Here is a 17,600-nt window from a genome sequence, read left to right on the forward strand (position 1 = left end):
AAAACTTATCTTTTAATCAAAATATAATATTACACAATTCAAATCGTATTTATCGTGCACTAAAGTATTTCAAACAGTTAAATAACAGGATTATTAATGAAATTTTCGGATTAGAATATGCTATATTTTTTTATTTCAAAATAATCTTGCGATTATTTTTATCAGTTGTCTTAAAAATAAAATGATTTACAACGCAAAAGAGTTGATTAGGCAAAATGCTAATCAACTCTTTTCTCATTTTTACTTCACTTGTTTGTTACGATACCAGTAATAGCCGCCAATTAGACCACCCATTAGCAAAATAACTAGCGCCAATTGCATGAATTTTACGATTCCACTTCCCCCAGTAGAAGGCAGGTCCCCTACATCTAGTTCATTATGAACCAAGAAGTACATTTTCTCACTTTCACCATAATTCACGGTAAACGTATTGTTTATTGGCTTACTTTTCGCGTCCAAATAGCGAACGTGATACCCAGTTGTCGTTTCGACAAGTTGATATTCTTTACCATCTGCTAAAATTTTTGTCCAATCGGTAATGGTATTTCTTGCTGGTGTTGTATCAGTGAAGCGAATTTTTGTTTTAATATCTTTTGCAGAAATACTGACACTACCATAAGCGACTGGTTTATTTGTGTCCAAAGCTTGAATTTCAAATTCAAATTCTTTACCACCATTAGGAAGCGGCACATTACCTGTGAGTTTTTTCTCAGCTTCAAACTCAAAAATGTCTTCTTTGGTATTCTCTGCTGTAAAATTAATCGTAATATCTTCATTATACTGAGCCGGAACATCAAAAGAATTCCCTTGGGATTCATCAGAGTTGCCGCGGATAGTATAAACAACTTTATACCCTTCACTATTTGTTTCCACAATATAATAGCTACCCTCACCTAACAGCGCTGTCCATTGATCTTTAGTCGTAATTTCAGCATTATTATTGTTAGGGTCTGTGAAAACGATTGGAGCAGGATTATTTTTCTCAGAGACAATAGCTTCTCCATTTGCGATTATAGGATCGGTTGTTGCTTGTTTATTACCATCTTGTTTGCGTAATTCAAAGTTGAAAGTTTTGCTTTCTTCTAAATTTTCTCCTGTTACCTTTTTACTACCTGTCAAATTAATTTTTGGTAGTTCTTTATCTTTGCTGTTTTTGACGACAAGCCCAATATTATTAACAGCCCCAGCAACGAATTTGATTTCATCCGTAGCAACATCATTCACATTGTAACTGGCGTTATAACCTTGTTTTTCCGTTTCAACAATCACATATGTCTTGTCTGGATTCACAATTGCAAACCAATCATTACCACTGATGCTAATTTGATAGTTTTCATCCTTATAAAATTTAATAGTCGCTGTTTTTTCACCTTTTTTGACTTCTGCTTTACCAAAGGCCAAGATACTATCTGTCAATTTTTCTTTGATTTCAAATTTAAAGGTTTTATCTGCTGCAACTGCTTCTGAAACTTCTTTTTTGCCTTTGATGGTAAATTCATCTTCATAATTTGTTACTAAAAAGTTGATATGAACGGCCTTATCTTTGGCAAAATTAGCAGTAAATTTATTATTCCCTTCACCGCCGTAACCTGAATATTTCACATTGTAACCATGAGTTGAAGTTTCCACTAATTGATAATTTGCGCCATCTTCAAGTATTTTTCCCCAGTCGCTATCGCCAATTTCATTTTTTTCGCTATCACGATCACCTGCTGAAGGGTAAAACTTGATAACTTTTTCAGTGTTGCTTCCGTCATTTTTGGTGTAAGTTACTTTACCGTAAGCAGCTGTGGTAGTTGCTTTACCCTCCACAATTTTTTGAACTTCAAACAAGAAATTCGTTTCTTTGTCGACAGTATCTTTTAATAATTTTTTAGCGCCGAACTTAAACTCCGCTTGTGCTTTTACATTGTAGACAGGGTGATAGGTTGTGGTAGTCGCTGTACCAGGCGTAACCTTAAAATAAATTTTATCCGTATAAGCCGGATAAGACTGCCCATTTTTATCTTTTGGTGGGGTAATCTCAACAAAGTAATATTGATACCCTTGTGAAAGACCGCTAACTGTTAGGCGCCCCTGCGCATCCGTCTTATATGGCTGACCGTCTGGATTTATTTTGACATGTTTATCTTGCTCAATTACATATAAGTCAAATTCCGCCCCGCCCAGATATTCATCTTCAACAGGATCTTGTTTAATAATCGTCACACTACCCTTAGGTTTATAATCCCATTTATGGGTTTCTGTTCCTCCATTCCACTCTGAGAAAATCAAATTTCCTTCAACTGTTGTACTCGCTTTGCCTGTGGCACCCGGGGCAACGATAGCGCCTTGGATAATTGCACCAATATTAATGTTTTCTTTATATAAAGCGTCACTACCTGCTGAATAGAAATTATACAGCACAGGGCTTTTTGTAAAGACAGAATGCTCTCCTGTATTAATCTTTTGACCATCAGAATCTTGGAGCTCGATTTCTTGTTTATAATTAAAATTTTTGGTACCTGCCGGAATTTCCACATTAAAGTAGACGTTGCGCACTTTCCCCGAGTGATCGGGCTCTAATCCTTTAATGGTTAATTTACGTTGAACCTCATGGGCACTTGGCGCGATTTTAATCACGATAGACTCCATATTGTCGTAGGGTGCTTTGGTTAAATCAATCTTTTGTTCATGAATCTGATTATTATTATCCGTAAAGAAAGCTTTATCAACAACAATGTCTGGCTCCCAAGTGGCAATATCTCTATTTAGATTTTCTAAATAAGCAAATTCCTCCTCAAAATTGATGTAAGGTATAGAACTTTCCCGCTCAAAACTTATATTACCGCTAAAATCAACCTTCCTATTATTTAAATATATTTCATTTGCATTCTTACGATAAGAAATACCTGACCCCAGTACAAATTTAGCCGGTGCTTGTGGCGAAGATTTGTTAATACCATTAAAGCCATCTCCCAGCTCTCCGGCATAAAAAAGTTCATTTGCCGAACCCGCTCCCGTATTCGTTCTTACATTAGCGATTGGAGCGGCGAAATTTCCATTCAAATGTTGACCTAAATCAATTTTTTTTGCAAAGACATGGAACAAGCCCGCTGCTCGTAACGTTGTCAATCGTGCGGAGGGTTCATCATCATAAACCGTCTTAGCATAGGACAATCCATCTGCTGATGTTGGAGAATTTTCTGCTCCTATTTGTCTTGTAGAAGTCGTTTGTGAGCTGTTGCTACCAGCACCTCCACTTGCTTGAGACTCTTCTGCTGTCACGACTTGTTTATCTAACAGTTGCGTTTCTTTTTTAGCTTCATCCACTAACCAGACAGATATTTTCATCTGCTTTGTATCTGTTCCAAATTCTGCAGTGAAATTACTCGTTGGGTTAGCGTTTTTCTCTTCGCGATAATTTCCTTTATCTTCTGTCACGTTATCCTTTGAAATATTGGCTTTGTTATTCGGATTTAAAATTTGGTATCTGATTTTATATTTTTGATTTTCTGAAAAAGCTTTAGTAAAAGTAACTTGCCAGTCTGCTTTTGCGCCATTATCTTTTAGCGTATTCGTATAGCTGACTTTTAGTCCTTTAATCTGAATCAGAGTTTGTTTATCATTAGCATTTCTTAAATCAGTCAAATCCAATTCATCTTTTTTCGGCACAAAAATTAGTTCTTTTTTTGCTTGCTCTTTTTCACTAAGCAAAGGATTTTCTACAACTTGTCCCGAAGATTGCGCCGTTTCATTTTCACCTGTTGCCGCAGGTGTTTCTGCTACTAAACGCGTTGCTAAATAGTAACGTTTCCCCGCTGTAATAGGGATTTTGAACGTTCCTTCTTCTTTCAATTGTTGTTCAGAGTACCAACCTTCTGGTGTTTTACCAAAATCAGTGGCCGCTTCTAAGTCAATACTTTTATTTTCCTCATCGGCTACTAAAAAATGGAGGCGTAAAGTTTCATCTGGTTGATGCGGCCGTTTTTGATACTTGATTTGAATATACGGCCCCGTTTCATTTTCTTGCAGTGTTTGCGTCAACAAAAGATTATCATTTTTGATCACGTCTTCTGTTTCATCATTACTGGCAGATGTTTTCCAGATAGACGATGCCGACAACAATCCTTCAAGAAACGGTGATAGCATTAATACTATGATTAATAATGCAGTAATTTTCTTTTTCATCATTCATAACTCCTTTTAATAAATCGTTTTACTTAGCAGAAAAAAACAAGCGTTATTCATGATGAAATGAAAAAAGGCAGTAGATTTAACAAATTTCTTCGTCTCACTGTATGCCTCATTACGTTCAACTATCTTATTTTATCGCTGAAATCAAAACGAGATTACTTAACCTGAAATATTCTTTTTACTATTTTTATAACCATACTAGCTCACTAAATTTTGTTATCTTCTTTTTTTTTGCGCCACAAGAAAATTACACCAATAAGAATAATTAATCCAATCACTGAAAATGCAGCTTTTCCTTCATTTGTTCGCGGTAACATTCGGCGGGTTGTAGCTTTAACTGTCGCAACTAACTGCCCAAGTGTTTGTGGTAAACGTAGTCTGTTTGAAGTTTCTTGCTGGGAGTGAACTGCTTCATTTTGCGTATTGTAGACACGCGGCATTTGCTTTTGTTGCGCAGCTTCCGGCACAATACCCGTGATAAGTTCTTCCATTTTTTGGCCGTTAATCGTTACCGCTTCTTCCCAAGTTGCTGGAATGACGACCTCTACTTTTCTCGCTTCCGCGGTAATTTCATAGCCGTTTGCTGCCTGAACTTCTTCAAAATAAAAAGTTCCTGAAGGTAAAAAGCGTTCACCGGTATTAACTAAGCCCGTTTCATCTGAAATAAATTTGTTTACCCGTTCATCATTTAAGGGGTCTTCAGATTCTACCCATTTATTTTTCAGATCCGTTGTGGGGCTCATGTCCAAATAAAGCCGTTTCCCACTTTCTTCCCGATATAAAACAAATGTTGCTCCTGCTAGCGCACCTAGATTTTCACCGCTTCGGTTTTGACCAAATTTATAAAAGTATGGATCACGAACATAGCCGACATTTTTGGGATACAGATGGATTTCTGTTAACTCTTCATTATTTGCCATCACAGGTAATGTCACCAAAATCGGTTTAGCAAATTTTTCCAAGTCAACATTTAATTCTTTTGTTTCAGATACCGCTGTTTCCACAATTAAATAGGCTTTAAAGGTATCACCTTCTTTACGTGGCAAATTCGTAAAACGTGCTATTCCCGCTTGCTTTGAAGCGGGATTATCTTTTGTGATCACATCATTTTTGGTTACTATTGTCTTACTGTTGGCAATGCTAATTTGTGGTAATTGCGCATTTTCAGCAATCTTAATGGCATTACTTCTTGTCATGCGAGAAAAGACTTGTACGATATCTCTTGCATCCTGAATCTCACTGTCGTGGTAATACTTTTTAAAGGTTGCTACATCCACTAATTTTGTCGCATCCCATATTTTATACTGGGCGCCGTTTAGCGGAACTGAATTTTCTAATAATGTATTATCTTGACTTTGACCGTCTTCCTTTTCTTTATCGATAGGAAGTCCGTCATTATCATAAAACCAAGAATCCAAATTTTCATTAGCTCGCCAACGCACATCCCGAAAAATTCGTTTATGTAAGACGATATCGATCGCCTCACCCGCTGCGTCAGCTGATTTTCCAGCAAAAAAAGCTGAACATAAACCGACCATAAATAATGGTAGTAATAAAAATATTATTTTTTTCATATAACCCCTCCACTTAACCATCTACTTATAAATAAGTTTAAGCAATGGAGTGTGCCTCTATTGTACACACTCTGATTGATTTTCTCACTTTACTCATACTTTTCTTTTCTTCAAAAAAAGAATAAAAACGATCGTTATTTAACTTTGCAGAATTAGCGATCTAATTTGAAAAAAGTTCCTTTCCTCCATTATTTAATCTTTTTACTTAGCAAATTTATTAAAAACATAAAGATTATTTGTTAAAATTGATTTAGATGTAATGATTCTCCAACCAAAAAGCTTTTACAATCTTCAAATAAATCACTTAAATAAGAATATCATCTAATCTTTTTTTAATCAACAAACAACTCACCTAGTTTAAAGCAAGCTATAAACGCCATTTTAAAAGCTTTCCTAAATAACAAAATAACAAATCCATATATAAATATTTTAATTTTAACAATATCATGATAAAATAAAAATTAGATAAGTATTCTTTAAGGAGGTGGAATAATGTTACTAAGCCCATTAATTTTAGATGACGCCGCCAGACAGAAAATCAGCGTGATGGAGTTTTTTTCAGATAAGGAAGCAGGCACTTACTCGATAAATTATCTTTGCTCTGAACTAAATTTGTCCTATACAACCTTAAGCACCCTGACACAAGAAATTCATGAGAATTTATTAGAACTTGCAGGGAAGCCTTTTTTAACTGCTAACGGTAAAATATTATGGCACCCGGCAGATTATCATCACAACGAATACATTCAATATCTCGTTCGGACTTCTATTCCGTATAATTTCATCTTGTATTCCTTAATTAAACCTGAGGCAACTTTTGAAAATTTTTGTGAAGATTTTTACTTGAGTCAATCAACGATTTTACGGAAATTACGTCCTTTGAAAAAGTATTTAAATTCTTTTAGAATTCGCCTACTAGCTTCTAAAATGAAGATTGACGGAAATGAAGCGATGCTACGGATGTTTTATACCACCTATTTGTGGGCGGGAAATTTAGGAAAAGATATCCATCAGAGTGAATTCAATTTTTGCGATGAACGTAAGATTATGCGGGAACTTCATTTTGATAAAGCGAATTTCATGCACCCGCGGGAAATATTTCTGCGCCTTTGCGTTAATCGTTTGCGGGCAGAACAAGGTTACAAACTGGAGTTACCTAAATTTCAAACGTTGCCTTTTAGTGAGTTCTTGCCATCGTTGACAACTTATTGTGAAAAATTCATCACCGATCCACAGCAGGCATACTTACAAGGTCGTTTTATTTCCTACATGTTGTATTTCACGCCTTTTTATATCAACATCAACGACTTTCGAATCAAAGAACTTAACGAATATTACGAAGAACTAAAGGAAGCGGGAAATAGTTTAATCGACTTAATTGAAGAGTATGAGCAATACTTCTTTACCGAATTGGTCCCTGAAACAACGCCTGATTATGAAGAGTCCTTTCTATTACATATCAACTTATTCGTAACCTTAATGAATTATGTCATTCATCAAGGTGATTCTCCTTTAATTATGGATATTACGCGTCATGAACATGCCCATGAACATGATGCCTATCTTGAATTATTAAAGCGAAATGGTGATTTTTTCCGTCGCATCTGCCGTCGTAAAAACTTTGCCTGGCTTGCGGATTGTTGTGATGATTTAGTAGAAGATATGACCTATAATATTTTGCCGACCTTCAAAAACTGTTACGACAACCAAACACTAAATGTCGGTATTTTAACAATTCCTGATTACTTTATTATGCAAACCGTCAAAGAAGTTTTAAATCAGTTTGGTTTTGTTCAAGTTTATTTTACGAACTTTGATGATCCTAATATTGATTTTTTCATCAGTACCTTTGACGTTCTTTTACCTGATAATTTAGCAAAACCAAATTTCATTGTTGAATTAATCGAAGATAGCAGTTATGAAAAAGAACTTTTTGCCCAACTTTGACACGCTTATCGTCAAAAAACATTACAGCAATCTAAGCTGCAAAGAAAAAACTGTCAGCAACTGTCTTCTTTAAACGGTGAATGCGACAAAGCAATGTTTAAAGATATCGATGCTGCCAATTAAAGCAATAAAAGCCAAACCTGATCGAGTGATTTCGGTCAGGTTTGGCTTTTATTTAAGGTTACTTATTTATTTGGTTTTATCTTTATAAAATTTACGTATGGAAAATCCAAACAACAGCAGTAAAAATAGTACAATCAACATAATTTCAAAAATTAATTCGCCTTTTTTAAACTTTTCAGGCAACTGCTTTGCAGCCAAGGCTACGTTATCCAGACTAAAACCTTGGACTCTATTTTTTGCCCGTTGAACGTGTAGCACTTTAGGCGTCGCCTTTTGTAATACAATTTCTGGTACTTTACCATCTCGCATTTCGCAAATTCCTACGCCATTAACAGTGGCTGGGAAAAAATCCCCTTTTAAATCCGTCCAGGACGTTGGAATGAAGACTTCGACATCGCTGATTTGCACATTTTTATCAAAACCTGGAACTGCTTTAATTTCTTGAAAATAATAAGTTCCTGGTGGTAAGTTGCGATGATTCGTAGTAATTAATCCTTCTTCATCGGATACAAAGTGTTCTAGGCGCTTATCATTTCTAGGTTGCTCAGAAAATGTCCAGGAATACCACGTATCACTGCCATCATTTTTTTCCAAATAAAGTCTTTTCGCTTCATCATTAAGTTTATACAACACATACTCCACACCAGCTAAAGGCATTTCACCTGTGCCCCTCATTTTACCATAATTGAAAAAATAAGGGTGTCGCGAATAGTATACTGTTTCCAAATACAAATCTACTTCGTTTTCAGGATATTCTTTGGGATCAAAGACGGTAGGAACCACACTTTGCTCTTGCACCCCGTTAATTTCTGAATTCGGCTCTGCTTTGACTTCTAAGATTAAATACAAGCGGTCTTTTGCTTGCTGTCGGGGAAGATTCACGGTCGCAACGCCAGCTTGTTTTGTCTTTTTGTCATAAGTCGTTTGTGCTTTTGCAACAATCTTATATTTTTTGGCTGCCTCAAAAACATCGCGACGTGTCGCATCTTTCCAATCTGCTAAAACAATTTTTTTAGGTTTTGCTTTTGCATCGAGGGGTTGGGTTAAATCATAAATGATAAAGTTAGCCCCATCTTGTGGCAATGTTTGACTAAGAAAGGCTCTCTTTTCATCTGCTACCTTCAAATCATAGGTTATCTTATTTTCAATATCGGGAAAAATGCGCTTATGCAGACGCAATGTAATTTCTTCTGTTGCAAAGGTTGGCCTTGCTACTGCAAAACAACCGATAAAAATAACAATCGTAAAAACAAGTAGTTCAATCTGGCGTTTCATCTTCTCACCACCTAATATTAAAATATCCTCATTTAAAGTATAGCATATTTTTAAGCAACGTCCATTTCGGCACAAAATTTTTTCAAAAAGTAAACAAGAATCGATTAGCTGCCCATTCGTAATTGAAATAAAAAAGCGCGTGCTTTATAACAAATAAAAAGCACCAAAAAACGCGAGAAAATTTCTATCAATTAGCTTTTTCGTATCAAAACTTTTTTACAAAAAAACTAGGACAAAAGCAAATGGGCTTTGTCCTAGTTTTTCATCTTCTTTTAAATGAGTGATTAATTAAGGTACTTCAATATCGCCAGCTCCACTAACAGCTTGGCTGTTTTCATGACCGTTGTCTCTTTGGAAATAAAAAGTAGCACTTTCACCTTTTTTGACCGTGACATCAATCGCTTCTTTATGGGTATCATTTGGTGCTAAGGTAAAGTCAGCGACTTGCTTTTTCGTACCATTAGCATCCGTTAAAAAGACCTTCACTTGTTGATTTTTGGAGTCGTTTCCTTTGTAACTTGCCGATAAGTTCACTTTAAACGTCTCTGGCGCATCACTTTTATCTGGTCCTTTTGAGAGAATCACTTTGACTGTATCGCCAATTTTTACCGTCTGCCCCGCCCCCGGTTCAGTTCTAATAACCTGATCTTTGGCAATAGTATCCGAAAATTCTTCAGCTTTCTCATAGTCCAAGCCATAATCTTTCAACGTATTTTTGGCCTCTACATCAGACTTGCCGGCTAAGTCAGGTAACGTAATTTTGTCTGTCCCAAGGCTTACTGTCAGTATAATCTGGGTTTTATCTGGAATAGCTTCTTGACCATCTTTGGGTGTTTGGGCGATAACTTGATTTGCAGGTGCTGTATCGCTGTAAGTTTCTTCTTTTTTAATTTGGGCTTCCTTAATCCCTTTTTCCATCAAATCATTTACAGCTTCGTTGTACGTGTAACCACTATAATCGATCAATGCTACCGGTTTAACACCACGGCTAACTGTTAAAACAACTTTTTGAGATTCTGGTGAAACTTTTTCTCCCTCAGTTGGGTTTTGGGAAATAATTTTGCCTTCTAGAACCGTATCACTGTACTCATCTTTACGGCTAATATTACTTTCTTGGAAGCCAAGATTTTTTAACATCCGTAAAGCATCATCGTAGTTTTCTTCTGTAACATCTTTCATATCGATTTTTTCTTGGCCAATACTTTCGTAAATCGTGATCTCTGTTTTTTCTTTGACGACATTGCCAATTGCCGGATCTGTTTTTACTACTCGATCGGCTTCCACCGTTTCACTGGGGATTTTTTCTACCTTGCCAGGTTTTAAACCGACTTGTTGCAGTTTTTCTTTTGCTGCGGCTACCGTCATCTCACTAACATCTGGCACAGTTACTTCACTTTTACCACCAGAAAAGAAGGCATAAGCTAAGCCGCCACATAATAAAACAAATAAAAGTATCGGAACTAGCCACCATTTACGTTTTTTCTTTGGTTTCTTTACTTGAGCATCCTCTTGTGGTTGTGATTTTTCTTGGGGTGGCGTTTGGGTAATTAATTCTTCTGGAATCGGCGTTAGTGCTTTCGTTGCATCATCCATTGCATGAGGTTGCCACCTTGGTTCATTTAAACGCTCCGGATTTAAGACTGTCGCCAAGTCTTCTCGCATTTCATCTGCAGTTTTATAGCGATCGGCAGGATTTTTAGCCGTTGCATGTAAAACGACATTTTCTAATGATTGTGGCAAGTTATGATCAAATGTCCGAATTGCAGGCATTTCTTCTTGAAAATGTTTTAAAGCAATCGTTACGGCTGACTCTCCGTCAAAAGGCACCCGGCCGGTTAACATTTCATATAAAATAATTCCAATAGCGTAAATGTCTGACTGGTTGGTCGCCATGCTGCCACGAGCTTGCTCTGGTGATAAATAATGAACAGAGCCTAGCATTGTATTGGTTTGGGTAATCGACGTTTCCGTTAAAGCAATGGCAATTCCAAAGTCAGCAATTTTCACCACACCGTCTTCATTAATCAAAATATTTTGCGGTTTTAAATCCCGATGAATAATGCGATGTTGATGGGCCAGCGCAATGGCACTTAAAATTTGCTGCATAATCTCAACAACAGTGAGATAGGGAATAGGATAATTTTTTTTGATATATTGTTTCAAATCCATCCCTTTAACGTATTCCATCACTAAATACTGCATCCCGTCTTCTTCTCCCACATCGTAAACTGTCACGATATTCGGGTGAACAAGTTCTGTTGACGCTAGCGCTTCTCTTTGAAAGCGGCGAATCGCATCTTGATCGTTTTGGAAGTCAAAGCGTAAAATTTTAATCGCCACTTCGCGATCCAAAATCAAATCTTGGGCTAAAAAGACATTCGCCATACCACCGCTACCGATATTACCAATTATTAAATAGCGGCCACTTAGTTTTTTACCAATTTCAATCATGAGCACTGCCCCCAATTTCGATTAGTAAAACGGTAATATTATCCGCACCACCGGCGTCATTGGCCCCAGAAATTAATTTGGCCACTTTTTCATCCAGTGTAATGGGTTCATCAATAATCCATTTAATAACATCATCTGCTAGCATATTGGTTAAGCCATCTGAAGCAAGTAACAGATAATCGCCAGCTTTGTAAAAATGACTGGCAATATCTACTTCCACTGATCCTGGCATCCCGACAGAGCGGGTCAACACATTACGTCTAGGATGCGTTGCTGCCATTTCCTTTGTGATTTCACCAGAGCGCACCAACTCATTTACTAAAGAGTGATCTTCTGTCAGTTGGGTAATTTCGTGGTCCCGGACTAAATACATGCGGCTATCGCCAACATGTGCTAGTGCGAATTCCTCTTCAAAAACCGCCACACAAACAATTGTAGTCCCCATACCCTGCAGCTCTATTTTTTCTTGGCCTAAATTATAAACAGCTTCATTAGCATTTTGAATTGCCGCAACAAACCATGAACAAGCTTTTTCTGGCGAAGTGAGGGTAGTTTCTTGCCATTTTTCCCCCATACCTTCCACCGCCATTTTACTCGCCACATCTCCGGCTTGGTGTCCCCCCATGCCATCAGCTAAAATGGCTAAAGTAATACCGGCTTTATTTTTAAAAATAGCTACATAATCTTGATTGCTATTACGCTTTTTGCCTACATCCGTTTGAAAACTAATCTGCATCTTGCCACCTCATTTTTCCTTTTTCAGACAACTAATGAAAAAACCGTCTGTCATAAAGTCCTGTGGATATAACGTCAACATTTCATCTACTAGTTTACTTGTGATACGTTCATTTGCAACTACAGGTACCAATTTAAATTCAGGATGAGCTTGTAAAAAGCGTGCAACAACTTCTTGGTTTTCTTCTTTTAAAATGGTACACGTACTGTAAACCAGCAAGCCCCCAGGTTTTAATGTTTGCGCTACACTATTTAAAATTTCACCTTGAATAATCGGCAGGCGTTCAAAATCACTCGCTTGTTTTTGATATTTGATATCTGGTTTTCTACGCATTAAACCTAAACCAGAACAAGGTGCATCCACTAAAATACGATCAAAAGTTCCTGCTTCAAATTCTTCATGAGCTTCTCTGGCGTCTAATTGTTGTGTCGTAACAACATCTTCTACGCGTAAACGGGCAGCATTTTCTTTAATGAGTTTCACTTTTTGGCTGTGAATATCTAATGCCGTCACTTTTCCTCCGGCTGTGGCATCAAGAAATGTTGCAATATGCGTTGTTTTTCCCCCAGGAGCAGCACACGCGTCTAAAACTTTCATCGCCGGTTCTATTTGCAAAGCTGGCGCAACGAGCATTGAACTTTCATCTTGTACGGTTAGTGCACCGTAATGAAAAAGTTGACTCCCCGCCAAAAAGCCCTTTTTAGCAACAATACCATAAGGAGATACGATGCTTTCTTCTGCTTTTATTCCATCTTCTGCTAAAGTCGCAATGGCTTCTGCGCGCGTAATACTACTAAGGTCCACCCGGGCAGAAACATGACTAACTTCAAATAACGATAAGCCTAATTTACGAGTATTTTCTTCACCAATTTGTTGGACAAATCTTTCAGTCAACCACATCGGCATACTAATTTCTGTGGCTAATCGTTCTAAAGGATCCTCTATTGCGGCAATCTCTGGTACACCACGACGTTGCACGTTGCGTAAAACGCCGTTAACAAATTTGCCAATTCCAACATTTCCTCGCACTTTGGCAATTTCAGTGGCTTCATTTAAAATGGCGTGATCTGGCACTTTGTCTAAATAAAGTAATTGAAAAAGTGATAGGCGTAATAATAAACGCACCCACGTATCAACTTTTTTAGCCCCTTTTAAAAAGGGGGACAAATAGTAATCTAATAGAAGTTGTCGGGAGATTGTCCCGTAAACAAGGCCGGTTAAAAGACGAGCATCTTTATCTGAAAGCTTCCCTTTTAAAATGGCATCATTGATTAACAAATTTGAATAAGCGCCGCCTTTTTCAACGCGTTCTAACGCATGCAATGCCACAAAACGCACTGATTTTTTCATGGATTTGGGAATTTTATTACTCACCTAATTTTTCTCCTTGCGCTACTTTTTGACCAACGCCATTTAAAAAGGCTTTGATATCTTGTTTACCTTTACCGGCAGGTTGCAGTTCATTCAGGGCTAAAACTGTGTTCTTGCCACAAGCTACCCACAATTGGTTTTTATCTTTTTTAATAATCGTACCTGGAACTTCTTGGGTCGTTTCCACTAGCGGTGTCACGTTCCAAATTTTCCACCGGACACCTTCATAAGTCGTAAAGGCAATCGGCCAAGGACGTAAGCCGCGAACTTGGTTATCAATGGCAACAGCTGTCTTTTGCCAGTCAATTTCTTCTTGTTGGCGACTAATATTCGGTGAAAAAGTCACTTCATCTTCTTTTTGTGGGATTTTCGTCACATTACCTTTAATCAATTCCGGCAATGTTGCCAAAAGCAATTCTCTGCCTAATAAGCTTAATTTTTCAAACATCGTTCCCACATCATCTGTTTTTGTAATTGGGATTTCCGCCTGATTATAAATTGCACCAGCATCCATTTTTTTGATCATTTCCATAATCGTTACGCCAGTTTTGTCATCTCCATTCATAATGGCATAATGAACAGGCGCACCGCCACGATATTTTGGCAACAAGGAAGCATGAACATTAATTGCACCAAGTCGCGGAATTTGCAATAATTTTTCCGGTAAAAATTGACCAAAGGCAGCTGTCACAATTAAATCTGGTGCCAATTCGGCAATTTTAGCCATCTCAGGTGAACCACTAATTTTTTCTGGTTGTAAAACTAACAGGTCATGTTTTAAAGCTGCGGCTTTCACTGGCGGCGGTGTAATGACGTGCTTACGCCCTACTGGACGATCTGGTTGTGTGACAACTGCCTGCACGTCATACCCTGCCGCTAATAGACCTTCTAAAATCGGTACAGAAAAAGCCGGTGTTCCCATAAAAACAATTTTAGTCATCCTCATGCTCCTCCATATAGGTTTCTAAATCTTCTTCTTTAATGTAATCAATCACTTTATCGGTAAACAAAATACCGTGAAGGTGGTCAATCTCATGTTGGATTGCCCGTGAAAGATATCCGTCTGCTTCTACCTCCAGCTCATCGCCTTCGCGATCATAAAAACGAACTGTAATAAGGTCGTATCGCTTGACGGTACCATAGACATGGGGAATACTCAAACAGCCTTCCACATCAATTGTACTACCCTTTTTTGAAATAATTTTAGGATTGATCATTTCAAAACGTTCTTCTTCATCCAACTCGACAATCGCAACTTGCAGATTTTTGCCAACCTGTGGTGCGGCGATGCCAATTCCATCATGAGCCAGCATTGTTTCATGCATTTTATCAATCATCATGACTAATTCATCGGTAATTTCGGTTACTTCTTTATTTTCTTGCCGTAAGCGGCGATCTGGATCTAATAAAATTGGATAAGGCATATTTACTCCTAACTTTTCTGGTAGCATTTTTTTACAAAGTCTGCTACGAACACTCGCAACTAAATAAAATTCAAAGGTTCATTATCAATTGAAACGTAGAGTCCTTTTTTCTGATCTATTTGACTCTCGTCTAAAATTTGTTCTAAGAGCGGTTTTAAAGCTGGCTCGTTTTTGTATTTAATAATAATTTGATAATAATAGCGGTTTTTAATCCGCATAATGGCACTAGGTGTTGGCCCTAGCAATAACGCGTTGGGACTAAGGGCTGCTTGTAATTGTCGCGCCAATTGAAAACTTTTTTGTGCTGCTTGTACTTCTGTTTCGTGACTCACCGTTAATTTCACGGTGAAATAATAAGGGGGGTACCCCGCTTGATGCCGCATACGCATCTCTTGTTGGTAAAAACGCTCGTAGTCTTGGGCTTTAGCTAAAGAAATGGCGTAGTGTTCTGGATTGAAGGTTTGAATCACAACTTCGCCAGCCTTTTGCGCACGACCAGCGCGACCACTAACTTGCGTCAAGAGCTGAAAGGTTCGTTCACTGGAACGAAAATCTGGCAAGTTTAGGGCTGTATCTGCGTTCAACACACCCACTAGAGTGATGTCTGGAAAATCCAAACCCTTGGCAATCATTTGGGTTCCTAATAAAATATCCGCTTTTTTCTCGCCAAAAGCAGTCAAAATTTTTTCATGGGCGCCTTTTTTACGGGTTGTATCAACATCCATCCGTAAAATTCGCGCTTCTGGTAATAATTCTTGCAGTTCTGCTTCCACTTTTTGTGTCCCTGTACCGTAATAACTAATTTTTTTACTACCGCACTCCGGACATTTATGGGGAATAGCTTCTTCATGACCACAATAATGGCAACGCATCGTTTTCGTATCCATGTGTAAGGTCAATGAAATATCACAGTTCGGACAATCAAGGACATAACCACAATCGCGGCACATCATAAAAGAAGAATAACCTCTGCGATTTAACAATAAAACAATCTGCTCATTTTTTGCCAAACGATCTTGCATCTTTTCTTGCAATGTTAAAGAAAAAGAAGTCATATTGCCTTTGCTGTATTCGTCTTTTAAATCAACGATCTCAATTGTAGGCAAGTTAGCATTGGGATTAGCTCGTTTTTGTAATGGCAACAACGTATAGACTTTTTTTTGTGCACGAGCTCGGGATTCCAAAGAAGGCGTTGCGCTTCCTAAAATGACCGGACACTTGTGATAACGACTGCGCCAAATGGCCAAATCACGGGCGTGGTAGCGGGGGGCTTCTTCTTGTTTATAGGTTGCTTCATGCTCTTCATCGACAATGATTAAGCCGATATTTTCTAGTGGGGCAAAAATGGCCGAACGAGCACCAACGACAACTTGTGCCTCACCTCGTTCAATTTTGCGCCACTCATCATAGCGCTCTCCTTGGGATAGACCACTGTGTAAGACTGCCACCGCATCCCCTAAGCGACTTTTAAAACGCTCCACCATTTGCGGTGTTAACGCAATTTCTGGTACTAACATCATCGCGGTCTTGTCGTCTTTTAAAACCTGCTGGATAGCTTGCAAATACACTTCGGTTTTGCCACTGCCGGTAATTCCTTCTAATAAGAAAGTCTCAGCTTGTTTTTTTTTATAAGCAGCTAAAATTTTTGCGACCGCCATTTCTTGTTCCTCATTTAAGACAAAATTAGTAGTCGTTTCAAACTCATGCTCAGCAAAAGGATCGCGATACGTTTCTGTTTCAAAGAGTTCTAGCCAACCATCTTTTGCCCCTTGATTCAAATGAGCAGTCGTTAGACCTAACGCCGTAAAATATTTTACTGGCAGTTCTTCTTTTTGTGCAGCTAGAATTTCTAAAAGCTGGGCTTTTCGCAAAGACCCCTTACGCAGCGTGGGGAATATTTCCTCAGCTTTTTTTGCATCAACTAATGCCTTCACCATCCGGACAGTTTTCACGCGATTTTTATTATGGACTTCATAACGAATATCCACAATGCCCGCTTGTCGAAATTTCATTAATTTAGGTAAGTGCCCATTTTTTTGCGCTTCGTCGTAATCAATTTCACCACTTGCTGGAAAATAGTGGGCCGCTTCACTTTTTTTATCCACTAAAAGAATCGTTTTTTTGTATTCTGCCTTCATCACACTCGGCAGCATTGTCTGTAAACAAGTGATTTTAAAGGCATAGGTTGTTTCTTTCATATAATCAGCCAAGGCCAATAATTCTGTATTCAAAACCGGCGCAATATCTAATAGGCGAACAATTGGCTTAAGCCGTTCATCTAAAGTTTTCGTTTCACTTATATCCACCACAAACCCTTGGATATGACGATTGCCATTACCAAAAGGGACTTCAACACGCATCCCTTTTTTTACCACCGGTTGTAAATCAGCCGGAATTAAATATGTAAACGGCTGATCTGTTTGCATCGTTGGTACATCCACGATGACTTCTGCTAGAGGATACATGTCACTTCCCCTCCTTCTCCGCTATATTCTACTAAAAATAGGAAAGTTTGTCTGTTAA

The 17,600-nt window shown here is 38.0% G+C and carries 10 protein-coding genes; 1 reads left to right on the forward strand and 9 read right to left on the reverse strand.

What is annotated here, in order from left to right; genetic code table 11:
• Positions 1 to 240: 240 nt before the first annotated feature.
• Both P3T75_RS12380 and P3T75_RS12385 read right to left on the reverse strand, forming a co-directional pair.
• A complete protein-coding gene (locus P3T75_RS12380) occupies positions 241 to 4,173 on the reverse strand; it encodes a SpaA isopeptide-forming pilin-related protein (protein ID WP_282461745.1) in 3,933 nt (1,310 codons plus the stop codon).
• A gap of 209 nt (positions 4,174 to 4,382) precedes the next feature.
• Complete coding sequence (locus P3T75_RS12385) at positions 4,383 to 5,750, reverse strand: pilin N-terminal domain-containing protein (protein WP_282461746.1); 1,368 nt, start codon at positions 5,748 to 5,750, stop codon at positions 4,383 to 4,385.
• 492 nt (positions 5,751 to 6,242) lie between these two features.
• On the opposite strand from P3T75_RS12385, the gene P3T75_RS12390 reads away from it, so the two are divergent.
• A complete protein-coding gene (locus tag P3T75_RS12390) occupies positions 6,243 to 7,697 on the forward strand; it encodes a helix-turn-helix domain-containing protein (RefSeq protein WP_282461747.1) in 1,455 nt (484 codons plus the stop codon).
• A gap of 189 nt (positions 7,698 to 7,886) precedes the next feature.
• On the opposite strand, the gene P3T75_RS12395 is transcribed toward P3T75_RS12390, so the two are convergent.
• From P3T75_RS12395 to priA, 7 genes are all read right to left on the reverse strand, one after another.
• The gene (locus tag P3T75_RS12395) at positions 7,887 to 9,095 is read right to left on the reverse strand and encodes a pilin N-terminal domain-containing protein (protein WP_282461748.1); all 1,209 of its coding nucleotides are present in this window, start codon (positions 9,093 to 9,095) and stop codon (positions 7,887 to 7,889) included.
• A gap of 288 nt (positions 9,096 to 9,383) precedes the next feature.
• Complete coding sequence (gene pknB / locus P3T75_RS12400; protein ID WP_282461749.1) at positions 9,384 to 11,546, reverse strand: Stk1 family PASTA domain-containing Ser/Thr kinase; 2,163 nt, start codon at positions 11,544 to 11,546, stop codon at positions 9,384 to 9,386.
• Positions 11,539 to 12,282, reverse strand: a complete 744-nt coding sequence (locus tag P3T75_RS12405) for a Stp1/IreP family PP2C-type Ser/Thr phosphatase (protein WP_206902563.1) — start codon at positions 12,280 to 12,282, stop codon at positions 11,539 to 11,541. Before P3T75_RS12405 ends, pknB begins: the two co-directional genes overlap by 8 nt.
• A 9-nt stretch (positions 12,283 to 12,291) precedes the next feature.
• A complete protein-coding gene (rsmB, locus tag P3T75_RS12410) occupies positions 12,292 to 13,656 on the reverse strand; it encodes a 16S rRNA (cytosine(967)-C(5))-methyltransferase RsmB (protein WP_206902564.1) in 1,365 nt (454 codons plus the stop codon).
• Positions 13,649 to 14,593, reverse strand: coding sequence for a methionyl-tRNA formyltransferase (gene fmt, locus P3T75_RS12415; protein WP_282461750.1), 945 nt, complete (start codon positions 14,591 to 14,593; stop codon positions 13,649 to 13,651). Before fmt ends, rsmB begins: the two co-directional genes overlap by 8 nt.
• A complete protein-coding gene (gene def / locus P3T75_RS12420) occupies positions 14,586 to 15,077 on the reverse strand; it encodes a peptide deformylase (protein WP_206902668.1) in 492 nt (163 codons plus the stop codon). The genes fmt and def overlap by 8 nt, the downstream gene beginning before the upstream one ends.
• A 59-nt stretch (positions 15,078 to 15,136) precedes the next feature.
• On the reverse strand, positions 15,137 to 17,542 hold the full coding sequence (gene priA / locus P3T75_RS12425) for a primosomal protein N' (RefSeq protein WP_282461751.1): 2,406 nt from the start codon (positions 17,540 to 17,542) through the stop codon (positions 15,137 to 15,139).
• Positions 17,543 to 17,600: the final 58 nt, after the last annotated feature.

This window comes from Enterococcus montenegrensis, assembly GCF_029983095.1.
GTDB classification, from domain to species: domain Bacteria; phylum Bacillota; class Bacilli; order Lactobacillales; family Enterococcaceae; genus Enterococcus_C; species Enterococcus_C montenegrensis.

Bases quoted from the DNA above. Each gene is read 5' to 3' on its own strand.
- pknB (WP_282461749.1), bottom strand. From the start codon at position 11,546: ATGATTGAAATTGGTAAAAAACTAAGTGGCCGCTATTTAATAATTGGT.
- def (WP_206902668.1), bottom strand. From the start codon at position 15,077: ATGCCTTATCCAATTTTATTAGATCCAGATCGCCGCTTACGGCAAGAA.
- fmt (WP_282461750.1), bottom strand. From the start codon at position 14,593: ATGACTAAAATTGTTTTTATGGGAACACCGGCTTTTTCTGTACCGATT.
- P3T75_RS12390 (WP_282461747.1), top strand. From the start codon at position 6,243: ATGTTACTAAGCCCATTAATTTTAGATGACGCCGCCAGACAGAAAATC.
- priA (WP_282461751.1), bottom strand. From the start codon at position 17,542: ATGTATCCTCTAGCAGAAGTCATCGTGGATGTACCAACGATGCAAACA.
- P3T75_RS12395 (WP_282461748.1), bottom strand. From the start codon at position 9,095: ATGAAACGCCAGATTGAACTACTTGTTTTTACGATTGTTATTTTTATC.
- P3T75_RS12385 (WP_282461746.1), bottom strand. From the start codon at position 5,750: ATGAAAAAAATAATATTTTTATTACTACCATTATTTATGGTCGGTTTA.
- P3T75_RS12380 (WP_282461745.1), bottom strand. From the start codon at position 4,173: ATGATGAAAAAGAAAATTACTGCATTATTAATCATAGTATTAATGCTA.
- P3T75_RS12405 (WP_206902563.1), bottom strand. From the start codon at position 12,282: ATGCAGATTAGTTTTCAAACGGATGTAGGCAAAAAGCGTAATAGCAAT.